The organism is Hymenobacter nitidus, from assembly GCF_020447315.1.
GTDB classification, from domain to species: domain Bacteria; phylum Bacteroidota; class Bacteroidia; order Cytophagales; family Hymenobacteraceae; genus Hymenobacter; species Hymenobacter nitidus.
Genome location: NZ_JAJADQ010000005.1, coordinates 264044 through 282288, shown reverse-complemented (window position 1 = coordinate 282288; position 18245 = coordinate 264044). Strand labels below are relative to the sequence as shown.

11 protein-coding genes and 1 tRNA gene are annotated in these 18245 nt (G+C 58.6%); 2 read left to right on the top strand and 10 right to left on the bottom strand.

Annotated elements, in window-relative coordinates; all coding sequences use genetic code 11:
- Positions 1-119 precede the first annotated feature (119 nt).
- The 4 genes from LGH70_RS11745 to LGH70_RS11730 form a co-directional block, all read right to left on the bottom strand.
- Positions 120-190, bottom strand: a tRNA-Cys gene (locus LGH70_RS11745).
- Between the two features lie 251 nt (positions 191-441).
- Positions 442-2559, bottom strand: coding sequence for a 30S ribosomal protein S1 (gene rpsA, locus LGH70_RS11740; RefSeq protein ID WP_226185779.1), 2118 nt, complete (start codon positions 2557-2559; stop codon positions 442-444).
- 248 nt (positions 2560-2807) lie between these two features.
- Positions 2808-4382 (bottom strand): DUF6770 family protein, encoded by a 1575-nt coding sequence (locus tag LGH70_RS11735; RefSeq protein ID WP_226185777.1) that lies wholly within the window; start codon positions 4380-4382, stop codon positions 2808-2810.
- 51 nt (positions 4383-4433) lie between these two features.
- A complete protein-coding gene (locus LGH70_RS11730; RefSeq protein ID WP_226185775.1) occupies positions 4434-5915 on the bottom strand; it encodes a M48 family metallopeptidase in 1482 nt (493 codons plus the stop codon).
- Between the two features lie 476 nt (positions 5916-6391).
- Here LGH70_RS11730 and LGH70_RS11725 point away from each other — a divergent pair, with 476 nt between their 5' ends.
- Complete coding sequence (locus LGH70_RS11725) at positions 6392-7240, top strand: alpha/beta fold hydrolase (RefSeq protein WP_226185773.1); 849 nt, start codon at positions 6392-6394, stop codon at positions 7238-7240.
- Positions 7241-7375: 135 nt separating this feature from the next.
- Here the strand turns inward: LGH70_RS11725 and LGH70_RS11720 are convergent, their stop codons facing one another.
- The 6 genes from LGH70_RS11720 to tsaD form a co-directional block, all read right to left on the bottom strand.
- Entirely contained in the window at positions 7376-8443 is a 1068-nt protein-coding gene (locus LGH70_RS11720) for a fatty acid desaturase family protein (RefSeq protein ID WP_226185772.1), read from the bottom strand.
- A gap of 194 nt (positions 8444-8637) precedes the next feature.
- Positions 8638-9705: a fatty acid desaturase family protein gene (locus LGH70_RS11715; protein WP_226185765.1), complete on the bottom strand. Its 1068-nt coding sequence runs from the start codon at positions 9703-9705 to the stop codon at positions 8638-8640.
- A gap of 240 nt (positions 9706-9945) precedes the next feature.
- Positions 9946-10443 (bottom strand): HNH endonuclease, encoded by a 498-nt coding sequence (locus LGH70_RS11710; protein ID WP_226185763.1) that lies wholly within the window; start codon positions 10441-10443, stop codon positions 9946-9948.
- Positions 10444-10795: 352 nt separating this feature from the next.
- Complete coding sequence (locus LGH70_RS11705) at positions 10796-11596, bottom strand: C40 family peptidase (protein ID WP_226185761.1); 801 nt, start codon at positions 11594-11596, stop codon at positions 10796-10798.
- 171 nt (positions 11597-11767) lie between these two features.
- Entirely contained in the window at positions 11768-12241 is a 474-nt protein-coding gene (smpB, locus tag LGH70_RS11700; RefSeq protein ID WP_226185759.1) for an SsrA-binding protein SmpB, read from the bottom strand.
- A 108-nt stretch (positions 12242-12349) separates the two neighbouring features.
- The gene (gene tsaD / locus LGH70_RS11695; RefSeq protein WP_226185757.1) at positions 12350-13360 is read right to left on the bottom strand and encodes a tRNA (adenosine(37)-N6)-threonylcarbamoyltransferase complex transferase subunit TsaD; all 1011 of its coding nucleotides are present in this window, start codon (positions 13358-13360) and stop codon (positions 12350-12352) included.
- 239 nt (positions 13361-13599) lie between these two features.
- Here tsaD and LGH70_RS23835 point away from each other — a divergent pair, with 239 nt between their 5' ends.
- Positions 13600-18192, top strand: a complete 4593-nt coding sequence (locus LGH70_RS23835; protein WP_226185755.1) for a translocation/assembly module TamB domain-containing protein — start codon at positions 13600-13602, stop codon at positions 18190-18192.
- The last annotated feature ends 53 nt before the right edge of the window (positions 18193-18245 follow it).

The window sequence follows — 18245 nt, the reverse complement described above, 5'->3', positions numbered from 1 at the left end:
AAATACCAGTCAAAAAATATGGGTAATCCGCTATATCGACCGGGCTAAAAGCAAAAACCCCGGTCGGGGCTAATCGACCGGGGCACAGAGCTACTGAAAACAGGAACTAAAATAAAGAGAGGTGACGAGCGGATTCGAACCGCTGTAGGAGGTTTTGCAGACCTCTACCTAGCCACTCGGTCACGTCACCGTGCGTGGATTGGGATGCAAAGCTACGGCATATTCTTCCTTTTCCAAATCAAAAGCGCGTTTTTCCTGCTACTAGCGGGTAAGCAGTTGGGTATCTGCGAGAAGAAATCCGGCGGCCTCCCTCCCTCCCATCTGCTTGAGCTTGTCGTAGCGCCTGGCCTACACCTTTCTGTTCTGGTAAGGATTACGATAGGGCACAAAAAAAGGCCCCGGATTGCTCCGGGGCCTCTTCTACTCTTGACTTAGATAAGCTTAGGCTTTCTCCTCGTCTTTCTTGTCAGCAGCATCGTCGCCGGCAATTGCACCTTTCACTTTGTCGACTACGTCGCCAGCTACTTCTTTAGCTTTCTCGAAAGCAGCGGAGTGGGTAGCAGCGTCGAGGGCGTCGCCGGCTACTTCCGATACTTTGTCGAATGCGGCCGAAGCAGCACCGGTTACGGCAGCCAGGATACCACCTTCGGCCGGAGCCTCAGTAGCAGCCTCAGCGGCGGGAGCTTCAGCCTTGGCAGCTTTGGGCTCGGCCGTAGCCTGCAGCTTCTGCTCACCAGCCTGACGCTCGGTACCCATCATCTTGTCGCGCAGAGCGGACAGAGCATCCAGATCACCCAGGGTCGACTTCTCACCTACGGCGGGCTTCTTCAGGTCGCTCAGCTTGCCTTCACCTTGAGCACCAGCACCGGCACCGCCGGCGGGCTTCTTCTTGGTGAATTTCGAAGCGCGGCTATCCTCTTCAGCCTGCTGGTTGTAAGCAGCCGTGTGCGACAGTACGATACGACGGTCATCCTTCGAGAATTCCACTACGCGGAAGTCCAGCTGCTCGCCGTTCTCAGCCTGCGAGCCGTCTTCTTTCTGCAGCGACTTAGGATACGCGAAGCCTTCGATGCCGTAGGGCAGCTCGAGCACGGCACCACGGTCGTTTTTCTCGGTGATGGTAGCCTTGTGAACCGAGCCGGGGGTGAACACCGTCTGGAACGTATCCCAGGGGTTTTCTTCCAGCTGCTTGTGGCCCAGGGCCAGACGACGGTTGGCTACGTCGAGCTCCAGTACCTGCACGTCCAGACGGTCGCCCACCTTCACCATTTCGGAGGGGTGCTTGATCTTCTTGGTCCACGACAGGTCGGACACGTGCACCAGGCCGTCTACACCTTCTTCCAGTTCTACGAACAGGCCGAAGTTGGTCAGGTTGCGCACCAGACCGTTGTGCTTGGAACCTACGGCGTACTTCGTGCCGAAGTCAGCGCGGGTCCATGGGTCTTCGGTCAGTTGCTTGATGCCCAGGCTCATCTTGCGGTCTTCGCGGTCGAGGGTCAGGATCTGAGCCTCAACTACGTCGCCCTGCTTGATGAAGTCCTGCGGGTTGCGCAGGTGCTGGCTCCAGCTCATTTCCGACACGTGGATCAGACCTTCCACGCCGGGGATGATTTCCATGAACGCGCCATAGTCGGCTACGTTTACGATGCGGCCTTTCACCTTCGAGCCTACGCCCATTTCGGCGACGAGCGAATCCCATGGGTGGGGAGTCAGCTGCTTCAGGCCGAGCGAGATACGCTTCTTGGCTTCGTCGAAGTCCAGAACAACCACGTTCAGTTTCTGGTCGAGCTGCAGTACTTCGCTCGGATGAGCGATGCGGCCCCACGAGATGTCCGTGATGTGCAGCAGACCGTCGACACCACCAAGGTCGATGAACACACCGAAGTTGGTCATGTTCTTGATAACGCCTTCGAGGATCTGGCCTTTCTCCAGGTTGTTGAGGATAGCTTCGCGCTGCTTCTCGAGGTCTTTCTCGATCAGGACTTTGTGCGATACTACTACGTTGTCGAAAGCGGCGTTGATTTTCACAACCTTCACTTCCATACGACGGCCGACATAAATGTCGAAGTCACGGATAGGCTTCACATCAATCTGCGAGCCGGGCAGGAAGGCTTCTACGCCGTCCAGATCCATGATCAGACCACCTTTGGTCCGACGCTTTACCACGCCTTCGAGAATGGTGTCATTCTCCAGAGCATCGTAGATAGACTTCCAAGCCTGCTTGATCTTCGCCTTCTTGCGGCTCAGGATCAGCTGACCGTTGGAGTCTTCCTGGTCTTCGATGAACACCTCTACCTGGTCACCGATTTTGAGGTCGGTCAGGTCGCGGAATTCCGACAGGGGCACCAAGCCGTCCGACTTGAAGCCGATGTTCAGGATTACGTCGCGGTCGGTGATACCTACTACGGTACCTTTTACCACTTCTTCTTCCTGGACAGTCGTCAGCGTGTCGCCGTACATCTGCTCCATCTCGGCGCGCTGCTCTGCGGTATAGTTACCACCGAACTGCGAAGCGCCAATGTTGTCCCAATCGAAGTTGTCTACTACTTCTACTGCCATAATACTGGTTGATCCTACTATACACGGCCGGCTTAGGATCAAATCCGGGTCCGCGTTATGAGTAACTTCCTGAAGCACAGCCTCAGACCCCGCCACCCTGGCGGGGCGGCAAAGATACAGACTTTGCCGGAAGTTTCCCAGGGGCTGAAGCGTCTGAAAAGCACTACTTTGATGGCATGAAAATTTGACACCCCAACAAAAAAAGCCTGGCTATGCGCCGGGCCTTTTTTGTTGGGGGAGAGCGGCACTCAGATGTTGAGCTTCACCAGCTTCATGCCCAGCTGGCTTTTCTTCTTGTTGAAGCCCGCCAGCATGACGTAGCCGGGCTTGGCCGGGTACAGGTAAGAATAGTTGGCGCCGGTAGTCATATCGATTTTGTCGAAGGCGTACTTGCCGTTGTCGCCGAAGGCAATGTTGCCGATGTAGAGCTTGGCATCTTCGCCCTTCTCCTTGTCGAAGTTGATATACACCACGTTGAACTGGGTGTTGGCATCATCGCGCTGCATGAACTGGTAGTCGAAGTCGCCCTGGGATTTCATGATGCTGCCCAGCAGGCCGGCACTCATAAAGCCGGTACCGGCGGGCAACGTGGCGTTGGTGACATTCTTGGGATAGAACTTCACGCTGGAAAGCTTTGCCTCCGGGTCCAGCTCGAACACGAACATGTTGGCCACCTTGCCTTTCGATACGCTGGCGCCGCGGCCGCCCAGCACCGTGAGGGCAATACCCAGGCCGTCGCCGACAATTTTGAACTGCTCGGCCACGATGTAGAGCTTACCGTTGGAGCCTTTCACGATGGAGTGGGTGTAGTTCACGTAGTTGTCTTCCAGGCTGGGCCGGGCTTCGGCGGGCATCAGCGACATTACCTCTTTCTGCCAGCCGTAGTTTTTGGTGCCTACCAGCTTGCCAGCCTCATTGAAGCGCTTGATGTAGAAGCCCAGGCTTTTGTTGACAAAGGGCTTGTCATCGAGCCGGTAGTATTCGCCCACTGCCACAAACTCGCGCTTGGAGGCGTCGAAGGTGAAGGAGCTGAGCGACAGCTGCTCGGTTTTGCTGGTTTCCACGGGCATGTCCATGACTTTCTTGCCGGTGGTGGCGTCAATGGCGACCATAGAGGACGTCATCTGGCGCGACATGGCGCCGTCGCGCCGCATCTTCATGGCCAGGATGTACTTATCGGTAGCTTCGGTGAGGCCAATTGACTCGTAGAACTTCGATTTCTCGTCGGAGGCAAAGCGCCATTTGGGCTTCATGTTATCGTCGTACATCACCAGGGCAAAGCCTTTCATCATGCCGGTGTAGCTGTTGCGCACGAAGCCCTGGCCGGGCACCGGAAACAGGTGCATGGCCCCGCCCATCACGGCGGCGTCGCCGGTGTTGCCCTGCAGTTGGCCCTGCAGCACCATCTTGTCGGCTTTCGACAGGTCTTCGATAACCTTGGAGCCGAGCTTTTTCAGGCTGGTGTCGTAGGTTTCCATTTCCAGGGTTCCTTCCTTGGAATTGAGGAAGTAGAAAGCAAAAGCCGACCCGTTGAAGCTGTTGTTGAGCAGCGTGAAGCGGTTGGCGGGCTTCTGAATGGTGATGTTGGACACTTTGCCCAGGTCCTGGTCGTAGAAGTCGAGCAGGTAGTTGTCGTTTTTGCGGTCGGCTTTGTCGCCGTGAGCAAACATCAGGTAGCCTTTCACCTCGTTGCCGGCATAGATGGGCGACAAAGCGGAGCGGTGCATGTTCTGGATGCCGTCCAGGGTTTTGCTTTGGGCGAAGCCGGCCGCCGCCGACAACGTGAACAGGGCCGCCAGGGCCGCACGTTTGGTAAACAACATGAAGGGTTGGGTAAAAATTGGGGAATAGGTGAGGTATGTAAGAGGGAAGAATCAGTGGCGGGCAGCACCTGCTTTGGTAGGAGGCACTGGGAAAAGCAGCTTTTCAAACCGGCCCCCGGCGTACTGCTTCTGCAGCTGCGCCTTCAGCGAAGCGGCCGTAGCAGGTTCGGCCGCCAGCGCCATGGCGGCGTAGCGGGCGGCCAGGGCATATTCGTCGGCCTGGCCGGGCTCGTTGGCCTGTGCAAAGCAGGCGCTCAGCCCTTTGAACTCGTCGTGGCGCAGGTCGTAGAGTACGCGCAGCAGATCGTTGAACGGCGCAGAATTGCGCGGGGAAATGGTAGAAACGACTTCGTTGTAAGTATGCCCCTGCAGATGCTGCTGCAGCTCATACAAGCTCAGCAGCACGACCGAGCGCAGATAGCTATTCTGGGGCTGCTGGGGTAATAGCAGCAGCGCATCGAACAGGGCGTGGTCGTAGCAGTCGTAGTCGAACCAACTCTGGATTACCTCTAGGCGGCTAATGTGGCGGATGCGCGCAAACTCCGGCGTGCTGGCCGCCTGCGGGCCTGCCGCCACCTGGTCGCGGGCCAGGGTGCGCACGAAGCGCATCCGCTTGGCGCAGTCGGGGTGCGACTTGAGCGTATCGGTAGTTTCGAGCACCGTTTTTTCGGCTGCCTTCACCGTGAAAATGGATTTGGGCTTGTTCTCGGCCGCCGCGAAGGTTCGGGGAAACTCGGCGCAGTTGAAATAGGCCGATAACGGCAGTGGGCCGGCGGTTTCGGGCTGGTCAATGGTATCGAGCAGCTCCAAGGCCCGGTAGGCCTGGGAGGCATCGTAGCTGGTGCGCGACAACAGCACGTAGCCCAGGGAATCGGCCTGGCGCTCGTAGCGGCGGTGGTGGTAGTTGCTGTTGAGGGAAAAGCCCAGGGCCAGCGCCTTAATCTGGGAGCTGATGTTGTACTCCGAGTTAAGAATGCGCCGGTACTCGCGCTTCATTTCCTTGCTGTGCACTGCCAGCAGATGCTCCTGCATGCTGGTTTGCATGTGCCGGCAGGCCACGTGCGCCAGCTCATGGCACAGAATGAAGGCCAGCTGGCTTTCGTTTTCGAGCCGGGGCAGCAGGCCGATATTGAGCATCACGGTACTCGTGCCCACGGCGTGGGCATTGGGCTGCGGGTTGCGGCTGAGTACCAGCTTAGCCGTGGCCGGCAACTGCGGATTGGCTGCCAGAATACGACGAAACACCTGCTGCACGTAGGGCTCCACGGTGGGGTCGAGCAGGGCCGAGTAGCGAATGGAGTTGAACACCTCGTCGGACGTTTCCTTGACAATCTTCCGGTAATGGTCACGGTATTCGCTGCTGCCGGTTTTGGGCACTACCAGGTGGTCTTTTATGGCATTCCGGTGCGCTACGGCCAATTGATACACCTGCGCGGTATCCCGGGAGTAGTAAGGCAGGTAAGGCTGATCCTGGGCGGCGGCAGGCAGAAAATGCAGTGCGGCGAGACACACCAGAAGAACAAGTCGAAACATATAAGCACTGCCCCGACTGGCAGCAAGACACAGAATTGGTATATAAACTTCTCAAATCTAGTCCATAATCAAAGTATAATGCTACTAGCATACATATTTATTTGCTTCCGGCTATACTTCAGTTGCCGGCCCCGCGTATTGCTGGCCTGTGACGGGTAAACGCCTTGGCGGAAGAAGTCCCGACCAGCACTCATAGGGCACTAGGAAGGAAAGGCAGGGCTTGGCCTTTCGTAGCGGGCATATGGAGTTGGGCCCAGGCATGCTGACAGCACATGACCGGCCGCAACTCCACACTGACACTTTTTACGATAATATTTCATCGTGCTATAATCCAAGTTCAGCGCCTCTCCGCCCATATTTACAGTGTATTTCAGCTTTATGGCCGCTTTGGAGGCCAAAGCCCGGTACAACTCCTTCCTGAAGGCGACAGTAAACGCCTGGAAGCAATATTCAACAACCAACCACACCCTATTCCCATGAGCTACATTAAAGTCGGCCAGGACACCAATGGCCAGGACATCAGACTACACTACATCGACCAGGGCCAGGGCAAACCGGTAGTGCTGATTCACGGCTGGCCTGCCTCCTACGAGATGTGGGAGTACCAGTTGGCCGAGCTACCCAAGCACGGCAACCGCGTTATTGCCTACACCCGCCGCGGTTTCGGCAACTCCACCAAAACCTGGGACGGCCATGATTACGATACCCTGGCCGACGACCTGAAAGCGGTGCTCGACGAGCTAGATTTGCAGGACGTAACGCTGGTCGGCTTTTCGATGGGCGGCGGTGAGGTAGCACGCTACATGAGCCGCCACGGCGGGGCCCGGGTGGGCCGCGTGGCTTTCGTAGCGGCCGTGACGCCCTACTTGCTGCAAACCGACGACAACCCCGACGGCGCCCCTAAGGAGAACTTCGATAAAATGGTGGAAGGTATCCGCAAAGACCGGTTCGACTTCCTGAGCACCTTTGGCAAGCAGTTTTTCGGCGTGGGTACCCTTAGCCACCCAGTGAGCCAGGCTACGCTGGACTGGATGCAGTCGATGTGCCAATTGGCCTCGCCCCGCGCTACTGAACAGGACGTGTACGCCTTTGCCGCCACCGACTTCCGCCAGGACCTAAAGAGCGTGAAAGTGCCGACCCTGGTTATTCACGGCACCAGCGACGAAACCGTGCCGATCAAGGTGAGTGGGCAGCGCATGACACAATATGTGCCCCACGCCCAGTACATCGAGTACGATGGCGCGCCCCACGGCCTGTTCATAACGGAGAAAGACCGGCTGAACAAAGATCTACAGGCATTTATCGGTGTGCATTCGGCTGGCTAACGTGCCATACTTAGGCTTACCAAGCCTATGATTTGTAATCAGTAGCAATTGATTTGTAATCAGTAGCAATTAAAAAAGGCCCGCTCATGGAGCGGGCCTTTTTTAATTGCTACTGATTACGGAACGGCACCAGCCTTATGCGGCCCGGCCCATCTGGCGTAGAAACGATACGTGGGAAGCCACAGCGTAGCGCATTTTGGGGTACTCAATGTATTCAACGCCGTATTCACCGCACATCTGCTTGATAATCTTGCTAATGGCTGGGTAATGCACGTGCGAAATCTTCGGGAACAAATGATGCTCAACCTGAAAGTTTAGGCCGCCCACTAACCAGCTGATTACCCGGTTTTCGGTAGCGAAGTTGGCCGTAGTCTTGATCTGGTGAATCGCCCACTCGTCTTCCATCTTGCCAGTAGTTTCGTGAGGCACTGGGAAAGCCGTGTGCTCCACAGTGTGCGCCAGCTGGAACACCAGGCTCAGCACTAGGCCCGCGAAGCAGGTCGTCACGGCAAAGCCGGCCAGCCAGCCCAGAAAGCCGACCGTGTAAATCGGGAGGGCAATGTAGAGGAAGAGGTTGAGCACTTTAAAGCCCCAAAAAATGAGGTGGTCGGCCGTGTCCATCTTTTTGAGCGGCATATCCCCGATTTTCTTGGTGAAGTACTTCTGGTAGTCCATCACGAAAATCCAGGAGATGTAAAGCATGCAGTACAGAAACCAGAAGTACAGGTGCTGAAAGCGGTGCAGCTTGTGGCGGGGCTGCCCCTGGCTCATGCGCATCCAGGGCCGGATGTCGATGTCGTCGTCGGCGCCCTCAATGTTGGTGTACATGTGGTGAATCACGTTGTGCTTGGCGTTCCACATGTAGCTGCTGCCACCCAGAATGTTCAAGGTAAAGGCCGCGAAATGATTCAGCCATTTGTTGCTGCTGAACGAGCCGTGGGCGCCGTCGTGCATCACGTTGAAGCCGATGGCGGAAATAATGCCACCCAGCAGCACGCATTCCAGCAGGGCCAGCAGCGTGGCGGGCGTGAAAAACACGAGGTGCACGTACACCAGCACAAAAGCCGAGGTCAGCAGCAGGGCTTTGCTGAATATGCGGAAACCGCCCGTGCTAGACTTGCCGGCGTCTTCGAAATACTGATTGGTGCGGGCTCGTAACTCGGCGTAAAAGTTACGCGGAGGAGCAAACTTGGGAAGTGACATCAACAAGGGAATGGTTGGTGCAACCCGGCTGGTGGGCAACCTGGGTCAACGCGGAAGCCAAGGGCTTGCGGCGCTTATTCTGACGTCCACACCTTGCGGATATCTACTCTCTGGACTTTGGAAAGTCAACAGTATCAACGAAAAAGCCGGACAATTGGTTTGCTGTCCGGCTTTTGCACTTTGTTTCGTCGAGCTTAGGCCCGGCCCATCTGGCGCAGGAACGACACGTGAGACGCCACGGCGTAGCGCATCTTGGGGTACTCGTTATACGTCACGCCAAACTCCTGGCACATCTGCTTGATGATCTTGCTGATTTCGGGGTAGTGCACGTGCGAAATCTTGGGAAACAAGTGGTGCTCTACCTGGAAGTTGAGCCCGCCTACCAGCCAGCTAATCACCTTGTTATCGGTAGCAAAGTTGGCCGTCGTCTTGATCTGGTGAATCGCCCACTCGTCTTCGAGCTTGTTGGTCGTTTCGTGGGGCATGGGGAATGCTGCGTGCTCGACGGTGTGCGCCAGCTGAAACACGATGCTCATGGTAAAACCGACCACGGTGGCGAAAACCACGAAACCCACCAGCCAGGTCCAAAAACCGAGCAGGTAAATAGGCATACCCATAAACAGGAACAGGTGCAGCGCCTTGAAGCCCCAGAACACGCCCTGGTCGGTGGCCGTCATTTTCTTAATCGGCACCTCCCCTATCTTACCCTTGAAGTACTTCTGGTAGTCCATGAAGAAAATCCAGGCAATGAAGAGCAGGGCGTAGAAAAACCAGAAGTACAGGTGCTGAAACTTGTGGAAGCGGTGGCGCGGCTGGGTAGTGCTCAGGCGCAGCCAGGGCTGGGCATCAATATCGTCGTCGAAGCCATCCACGTTGGTGTACATGTGGTGAATCAGGTTGTGCTTCATGTTCCACATAAAGCTGCTGCCACCCAGCACGTTGAGGGTAAAGGCGGCAAACTGATTCACAAACTTCGACTTGCTGAACGAGCCGTGCGAGCCGTCGTGCATCACGTTGAAGCCCACGGCCGAGCCTACCGCTCCCATCAGGGCACACTCAATAAGGGCCAGCAGCGTGGAAGGAGTAAAAAACACCACGTGGACGTACAGCGCTACGAAGGCTACTGTCAGAACCATCGCCTTCACGAACAGGCTGGTGGTGCCGGTCTGCTCCTTCCCCGATTCCTCGAAGTAGGCGTTGATGCGGTTTTTTAACTCGGTGTGAAAAGAGCGGGAAGCCGCAAACTTGGGTACTGCTGACATGAAGCGTAAATGGGTGGACTGCTGCAAAGATATTGTACTAAACAGCAGCCGCCGCGAAATTGGTGCGCTACCCCCACATTTTGTACAATTCCGGTCAGCAGCTCGACACTCCAAACTCCGGGTTCGCCCTGCCAGTCTGTTACTTACCTCCTGCCGGCCTTTACCAAACAACCACCTCCGCCCCACACTGCACATACTGCGAGGCGGGCAAAAAAAAGCCGGAAGCAGCTGCTCCCGGCGTTAGTTGGTCAGATACGGATGCCAGTTCTGGTCGATGGTGCCAGCACTAAGCCTGAGAAAACCAGAGAGCGTTGGTTTCTTGGGTACCTGCCGGATGGTGAGGCCGGCTTCGGGGGGTGTGCGGTGGCCCTTGGCGTGGTTGCAGCGGGCACAGGCCGTCAGCAGGTTGGTCCACGACGACTCGCCGCCGCGCGAGCGGGGCAGCACGTGGTCCAGGGTCAGGTTTTTAGTGGAGCCGCAGTATTGGCACTCGAAATGGTCCCGCTTCATGATGTTGTGCCGGCTCAGGGCAATGCCCTTGTAGGGCACCCGCACGTAGCGCTGCAGGCGAATGATACTGGGTTTGGGATAGGCATGCGAAATCGTACGCAGCACCCCGTGGTCCGACTTGGCTATCATCTCGGCTTTGTCGAGAAAGAGCAGCACAAAAGCCTTCTGCACGCTGCACAGCGTAATGGCGGTGTAGTCGCCATTGAGAACTAGCACTTTTTGGTCCATACGCTCGAAGAAATGATCATCTGATACAGCGAAAGCTAGATGATTCTAAGCGTATTAACAATACCTGGAAGCTTAAGTTTCCTCGGATGAAAGTGGTTGCGAAGCGCTACTATATAGCCCGTTTGCAGTGGGTAATGTGCCGCGGATATGCGCATACCTAATGCGTCCTTGCGAGGGGCAGCCAAAGCAATCCGTTCTCTGAAATGTGCGGAGCTTTCTAAACTGAAAAGCCCTTTCCTGCTCGTGCGGGGAAGGGCTTTCTGGTAAAAAAGCGTGCTGTACTGCGCAGAGGAAGGATTGCTTCAGCTTACGCCTCGCAAGGATACGAGTTCTGCATTAGCACCTGAGCACATTAATCCAGGATGCGCTTGATGAGGCGGAGCTTGTGGGAGTATTTCTGGCGCTGGCGGTTGAAGATGCCGTTGTGGTCGAGCGGGTCGATGCGCACCTCGCCGCTGGCGTGCAGAATCTGCTGGTCGTCGAGCAGCAGCCCCACGTGCACGATATTGCCTTCGGCGTTGTCGAAGAAGGCCAGGTCGCCGGGCTGGGTCTGCGATACGAAGTGCACCGTGCGGCCGTGGTCAATCTGCTGGCGGGCGTCGCGGGGGAGCTGCACGCCGATCAGGCCATAGAGCTGCTGCACAAGGCCCGAGCAGTCGATACCAAAGAGGCTGCGGCCACCCCACAGGTAGGGCGCCTTCAGGAAGATGTTGCCGGCTTTGAGCAGTAGGGCCAGGCGCTTATCGGCGGGCCCCTGCAGACCGTGCCCGTTCTGGGGATTGGTAGCGGCGCCGTTGTAGAAGTAGGTTTCCTCGCCCAGGCGCAGGGTCATGCCGTCGAAAAAGGGCAGCCGGGCGCCGATGGTTACCGGAATGCGCACCTGAGCATTGCTCACGACCTGCACCACGTCGAGGCTGCGGGGATGGTCCTGGGCGCTCCAGGCCGCCAGATACTCTGCCGACACGGGCTGGTGCTGCTTGGGGTCCATCCAGCCCACATAGTTGTCGGCCACGGTTCGGATTTGCTGCCAGTTGCCCTGGGTAAGCAGCACGGTGTAACAGTCGCCGAAAATCAGCTGGGTGACGATTTCGGCTTTATCCGCAGGCTCGGCCCGCACCGGCACGACGCTCAGGGCGCAGATTCCGTGGTTCACAGATGGGGAGATGGTGAGATGGTGAAATGGTGAGTTGTCGTTCAGCGGGGCTGAAATGCACGAGCGGGCGTCACCGAATTATTGCAAATATCCACGAAACTCCCGCTTAAAAGCCAGTCGGCCAAATATCCTCCCTAAAACTCACCATTTCCCTACTTACTATTCCACCGCTTAGTATTCCCGGGCGCGGTCCATTTCGCGCTTCTGGTCTTTGGCTTTGATGTCGTCGCGCTTGTCGAAGAGCTTTTTGCCTTTGGCCAGCGCAATTTCGAGCTTGGCAAAGCCCCGGTCGTTGACGAAGAGGCGAATGGGCACGATGGTGACGCCCTGCTCCTGGGTTTTGTTGGCCAGCTGGCGCAGCTCCTTTTTATTGAGCAGCAGCTTCCGCTCCCGCTTCACCTCGTGGTTGTTGTAGGTACCCAGCGTGTACTGCGAGATGCTCAGGTTGTGCACCCACAAAGAGCCGTCGGGGTGGAAAGTGCAGAAGCCGTCCTGCATGTTCACGTTGCCGTCGCGGATGCTTTTTATTTCGGTGCCCTGCAGCATCATGCCCGCGTCGTATTTGGCCAGGAAGCTGTATTCGTAGCTGGCGCGGCGGTTCACAATGTTTACGCGCTTGGGAGTATCGTCTTTTTGTTTGGCCATGATGGGGTGCAAAAGCCGCCGCGGAGCCGGAGCTGCGCGGTGGGTACTGTTACTATAGAGTAGCGTAGGTACGGAAATTCGCCGGATGCGGCGAATTTCGCCCGGGTATTACGTCAGCTTCAGGCGCGGGTCGGGGCTGACGAGCGGGGCGGCAAAGTCGCCGGCCTCGTACTGAAAGTGGGCCGTCATAGCCACCATGCCGGCATTGTCGGTGCAGAATTCGAAGTCGGGAATGAACACCTCCCACCCTTTCTCGGCCGCCAGCTGCGTGAGAGCCTCGCGCAGGCCGGAGTTGGCGGCCACGCCGCCGGCCAGGGCAATCTGAGTCAGGCCATTGTCCTGCGCGGCCCGGATCAACTGGCGCAGCAGGGTCTGGATGATGGTATGCTGAATGCTGGCGCAGAGGTCGGGCAGGTTTTCCTGCACGAAGTCCGGATTCTGGGTTGTTTGCTGGCGCAGAAAGTAGAGCACCGAGGTTTTCAGGCCGCTGAAGGAAAAGTCGTAGCCGGGCATAGCGCCCACCGGAAACGGGAAGCGTGTGGGGTTGCCCAGCCGGGCCTGCTTATCCAAGTGGGGGCCGCCGGGATACGGCAGGCCCAGGAGCTTAGCGGTTTTGTCGAAGGCTTCCCCAGCCGCGTCGTCGATGGTTTGGCCGATAACCTGCATGTCCATCGGGCCGCGCACGATGACCAGCTGGGTGTGGCCGCCGCTGACGGTGAGGCACAAAAACGGAAACGCCGGCCGCGGCGCCCGGATAAAGTGGGCCAGGATGTGGGCCCGCATGTGGTTGACGGCAATCAGGGGCTTATCTAGGGCCTGGGCGAAGGTTTTGGCAAACATGCTGCCTACTAATAAGGAGCCCAGTAGGCCGGGCCCCTGGGTGAAGGCCACCGCGTCGAGGGCGGATTTATCTACCTTTGCCCGGCGCAGGGCCTCCTGCACCACCGGTATCAGGTGCTGCTGGTGGGCGCGCGAGGCCAACTCCGGCACCACGCCGCCGTATTGTTCGTGCACTTGCTGCGTGGCCACCACGTTGGCAAGGATTTCGCCACCGGCCATTACTGCGGCCGACGTATCATCACAGGAAGACTCGATGGCCAGAATGACTGGGAATTGCATGCGGTTAGGTTCAGAAGGTACAGGCGGCGCGCCGGGCGGTTTTCGCGGGGCAGGCTGCATAATTTTAGTGCAAAGGTCGTTTAAAACACTAAACCAACACGTCGGCAAAGTGTCCTTGAATTCGTAGTGCGCCGAAAGCGCGGCAGAACTGCTTTTGCAAACTCTGCTGCCCTTCAGGCAGCCATTAGCTGAAATCCCGCATCTTCGTCCGTACTAGCAACATTTCCCAGTTCCCGTCTGTGCCCCGCTTTCTATCCGTCACGCTGAAAATCCTGCTGAGCCTGCTCCTGCTACTGGGGCTGGTGGTGGGCGGCGCGCTGGTGGCTTTGCGCGTGCCGAGCGTGCAAACCAGCCTGGCCCAGAAGGCGGCGGCCATTCTGACGGAAAAGCTGGGCCAACGCGTACTCGTGGGCAGCGTGGACGTGCGGCCCTTTTCGCGGGTGGTGCTGCAGGGCGTGCAGGTGCTGGACCGCCAGGGCGGTGAGCTGTTCCACATTGGCAAGGCCGACGCCGACATCGAGCTGTTTTCCATCTTCGACCCCAGCCACCTGCACGTAGGCAAGCTGACGCTGGAAGAGCCACGGTTTTCGCAGATAACCTACGCCAACAGCCCGGACTCAACCAACCTGACTCAGTTTCTGGCCGCCGTCAAGCGCCTAGTAGGCCCCACCGATACCACCAAGGTTTCCAAGCCGTTCGACTTTCAGATCAAGGCCATCGGGCTGCGCAACGGCCGTTTTGTACTTGACCGGCGCAATGAGCCCCGGGCCGAAAGCTACGGGCGCACCATCGACTACGCCCACATGTACATCGACAGCATCTACGGCGACGTGAGTCAGCTGTGGCTGCGCGGCGACACGATTCACGCCCAGATTGACGGGCTGCGGGCCGTGGATACGCCGTCGAAAACCCGCCTCAAGGAGCTGACGGCTAACATGACCTATGCCGACAAGTTCTGGGAATTTGCCGCCCTGGATTTGCGTGTGGGCAACAGCCAGCTGCGGCCCTACATCAAGTTCAACTTTGAGCACTTCCTCAACTTCGTCGACTTCAACGACTCGGTAAAAGTTACGGCCAAGCTGGATTCGGCGCGGGTGTACTCCGACGATATTGCCCTGTTTGCGCCCCAGCCCTTTATCCGCGACCTGAAGGAAACGGTGCTGCTCTCGGGCGAGGCCAAGGGCTACGTGAAGAACTTCACGACCAAAAACCTGGACATCACATACGGCCGTAACACCCACGTGCGGGGCAACATCAACGTGCAGGGTCTGCCCAATCTGAAGGAAAGCTTCGTGGAGATGCGCCTGAAGCCATCCGTCATAGATGGGCGCGACATCCGGCGCTACATTCCGGCCTCGGGCTGGCCCTACGTGGCCCGGCTGGGCACCGTGCGTCTGAACGGGCAGTTTCTGGGCTTCTACAACGACTTTGTGGCCAACGGCGCCTTCCGCACCGCCCTGGGCGACGTGGTTTCGGACGTGAACATCAAGTTCAAGACCGACCCGGCTTACTCGACGTATGAAGGGCAGGTGAAAACCACGGCCTTTCAGCTGGGCAAGCTGCTCGGCGACGAAAGCATGGTGCGCGACATCACCATGAACGGGCGCGTGGAAGGTGTGGGCTTCACGCCCGAGCGGGCCCGCCTCAAGGCCAATGCCAGCGTGCAGAGCATCTGGCTGAACGGCTACCGCTTCCGCAACATTACCACCAACGGGCAGTTCAGCCGCCAGTCGTTCGACGGCCAGCTGGCTGTGAATGACCCTAACCTGCAGTTCGACGCCAACGGCACCATCGACCTGAACAAGGCCCGCCAGGCCTTCGACGTGGAAGCCCGGGTGCGGCGCGCCGACCTGCGCGCCCTGGGCCTGACCAAGCAAAGCGTGGTGGTAGCTACCACGGCCGATGTGCAGTTTCAGGGCCTGAAGCTGGATGAGCTGATTGGCCGCATCATTCTGCGCGACTCTCGCCTGAGCTTTGCCGGCCGCACCGTGCCGATTGACACGTTCGACGTGGTCAGTCAGCGCACCGGGGTGCAGCGCCGCCTCACGGTGCGCTCGGAAGTGCTGAATCTGACGGCCCTCGGCAACTTCAACTTCACGGCCGTAGCCCGCGACGTGCAGACCCTGCTGACCGAGTACCAGCTCAACTTCGAAAGCAACGACGCGGCCATTGCCAGCTACTACCGCCGCAAGCAGCAGCGCCCCATTCCGGACTACGCCATTGACCTGGACCTGTACCTGAAGCAGGCCAATCCGGTGCTGCAGCTGTTCCTGCCCAGCCTCACTGTGTCGGACTTCTCGCGCATTGAAGGCTCGTTCCGCAACGGCCCCACCTCGATTTTCTCCCTGGCCGGCCACTTCGACGGGGTGCAGTACGACAGCGTGCGGGTGTTCGATACGGACTTTGAATTCAACACGTCCAAGCTGCCTTACCAGCCCGAGGTGCTGGCCCAGGCCAACATTACCTCCGAGCGGCAGGTGCTGCCGGGGCTGGGCAACACCCAGAATTTCTACGTGGAAGGCGTCTGGGACCAGGAGCGCATCAACTTCTCCACCTCCCTGGCCCAGAGCAACTCCACCAACAAAGCGGCCATCAACGGCTCGTTGGCCTTTCTGCCCGAGGCCATCCAGATTGTATTCCGGCAGTCGGGCGTGAACCTGCTGGGCAAGGACTGGAATATTGCCGCCGACAACTCGGTTATCATCTCGGGCGGGGGCAAGGAATTCGACATTCAGAACCTCTCGCTCAGCAACGGAGCCCAGAGCATCAGCGCCCAGGGCTTTATTTCCAATGACCCTGCCAAGCAGTTGCAGCTGGCCGTGAAAGACCTGGACCTGACCACGCTCAATTCCCTGACCAAGCAGAACATTTCGGGCCGTGTGAATGCCGCCGGCACGATTAGCGGCGTGTATGGCCCCCTGAAAATTAACAGTACGCTCGGTGTCGACTCCCTGCAATTCGACAACGTGCTCATCGGCAACGTGCGCGGCAGCAGCGAGTGGAACAACCGCAACAGCCAGCTGCTGATTGATATGGACGTGCTGCGCGACCAGCTGCGGGTGGTGCGGGTGGCCGGCACCTACGCCCCCCAGGCCAAGGAGCAACAGCTAAACCTGACGGCCGTGCTCGACAATGCCCCCGTGAAGCTGGCCGAGCCCCTGCTCAATACCTTGTTCAAGGACATGGGCGGCACGGCTGCCGGCACCCTGCGCCTGACCGGCCGCCTGGCCGCCCCCAACCTGGTGGGCAACGTGGATGTGACGGATGGCAAGCTCACCTTCATCTATTTGGGCACCACCTACACCTTCGCCGACCGGATTCGCTTCACTGAGGACCGCATCAATTTCCGGGAAATCCGCCTGCGCGACCCGCTGGGCAACTCCGGCGTGCTCGACGGCAACATTTTCCACAAGGGCTTTGAGAATATGCGTCTCGGCCTGCGGGCCAACTTCAACAAGCTGCTCGTGCTCAACACCACGCGCAAAGACAACGACCTGTACTTCGGCACGGCCTACGCCACCGGCGACGCGGTAGTCTTCGGCCCCACCGACAACCTGGTGGTGAACGTGCGCGCCCGCAGCGACGCGGGCACCCGCCTTTCCCTGCCCCTCGACAACGCGGCCAAGGCACAGCAGGCCAGCTACATCAAGTTTGTGAACCGCAACCTGGCCGACACGCTCACGACGGTGAAGGTGCCCACGGCCGCCACGGGCCAGATTGACCTCTCGGGCCTGCGCCTGAACATGAACTTGGACGTGACGCCCGACGCCTACGTGGAAATTCTGCTGGACGAAAGCACCGGCGACGTTATCCGGGGCACGGCGGCCGGGCAGCTGCGCCTGAACATCGACACGCGCGGCGACTTCAACATGTTCGGGCAGATTGAAATAGTGCGCGGGGCTTACAACTTCACCCTGCAGGGTCTGATCAACAAGGAATTCGTAGTGCGCCCCGGCGGCACTATCTCCTGGAACGGCGACCCGCTGGCCGGGGAGATGAACGTGACGGCAGCCTACACCCAGCGCACCTCCCTGGCCCCGATTCTGGGGCAGGCGGCTTTGAACAGCCGGGCCGTGGTGCCGGTAACGGCCGTGATGAACCTGACCGGCCCGCTGCTGCTGCCCACCATTCGCCTGAATCTGGAATTCAACGATGCACCCTCGTCCCTGGAAGGCGACCTGACGGCCTTTACTTCCTCGCTGCGCAACGACGAGCAGGAGCTTAACCGTCAGGTGTTTAGCCTGCTGGTATTTAAGCAGCTTTCCCCGCCCGGCCAGTTCACCCAGATCAGCCTGCGGGGCAACGACAACACGGTGCAGAACAGCCTGGGCCAGATTCTGAGCACCCAGCTGGGCCTGCTCACCTCCCAGATTGACCAGAACCTGGAAATCGACTTCAACATCAACGGCTTGTCGGCTGAGCAGCTGCAGGCCCTGCAAGTGCGCCTGAGCTACAGCTTCCTGAACGGCCGCCTGCGCGTGACGCGGGAAGGCGGCTTCAGCAACGGGGCCACGCCGGCTAACACGCCCCCCGGCACCACGCCCAACGCCACCGGCCAGGCCTCCCTGCTCGGCGACCTGAGCCTGGAGTACTACCTGCGCCCCGACGGGAAGTTCCGGGCCAAACTGCGCTACGAAACCACCCCGCGCGACTTCAACGACCTGTCGACGCTGACCAACCAGGCCCGGGCTGGCGTCAGCTTGCTGCACACCGAGCAGTTCGACTCGTTCCGGGAGCTGTTTTCGCGCAAGCGCCTGCGTCGCCGCGAAGCCGCCGCCCGCAAAGCCCGCGAAGTACTGAACGTGGACGACGACCCGCGGACGGTTTTATAAGGGCAGCGGCCCGGCCCTGCTTTTCGTCCCGGCTTCTCATTCCTAATTGTTCC

Excerpts from the sequence above, each read along its gene's own strand:
- LGH70_RS11735 (WP_226185777.1), bottom strand. The coding sequence starts at position 4,382 with ATGTTGTTTACCAAACGTGCGGCCCTGGCGGCCCTGTTCACGTTGTCG.
- LGH70_RS11730 (WP_226185775.1), bottom strand. The coding sequence starts at position 5,915 with ATGTTTCGACTTGTTCTTCTGGTGTGTCTCGCCGCACTGCATTTTCTG.
- LGH70_RS11710 (WP_226185763.1), bottom strand. The coding sequence starts at position 10,443 with ATGGACCAAAAAGTGCTAGTTCTCAATGGCGACTACACCGCCATTACG.
- LGH70_RS11725 (WP_226185773.1), top strand. The coding sequence starts at position 6,392 with ATGAGCTACATTAAAGTCGGCCAGGACACCAATGGCCAGGACATCAGA.
- LGH70_RS11720 (WP_226185772.1), bottom strand. The coding sequence starts at position 8,443 with ATGTCACTTCCCAAGTTTGCTCCTCCGCGTAACTTTTACGCCGAGTTA.
- tsaD (WP_226185757.1), bottom strand. The coding sequence starts at position 13,360 with ATGCAATTCCCAGTCATTCTGGCCATCGAGTCTTCCTGTGATGATACG.
- smpB (WP_226185759.1), bottom strand. The coding sequence starts at position 12,241 with ATGGCCAAACAAAAAGACGATACTCCCAAGCGCGTAAACATTGTGAAC.
- rpsA (WP_226185779.1), bottom strand. The coding sequence starts at position 2,559 with ATGGCAGTAGAAGTAGTAGACAACTTCGATTGGGACAACATTGGCGCT.
- LGH70_RS11715 (WP_226185765.1), bottom strand. The coding sequence starts at position 9,705 with ATGTCAGCAGTACCCAAGTTTGCGGCTTCCCGCTCTTTTCACACCGAG.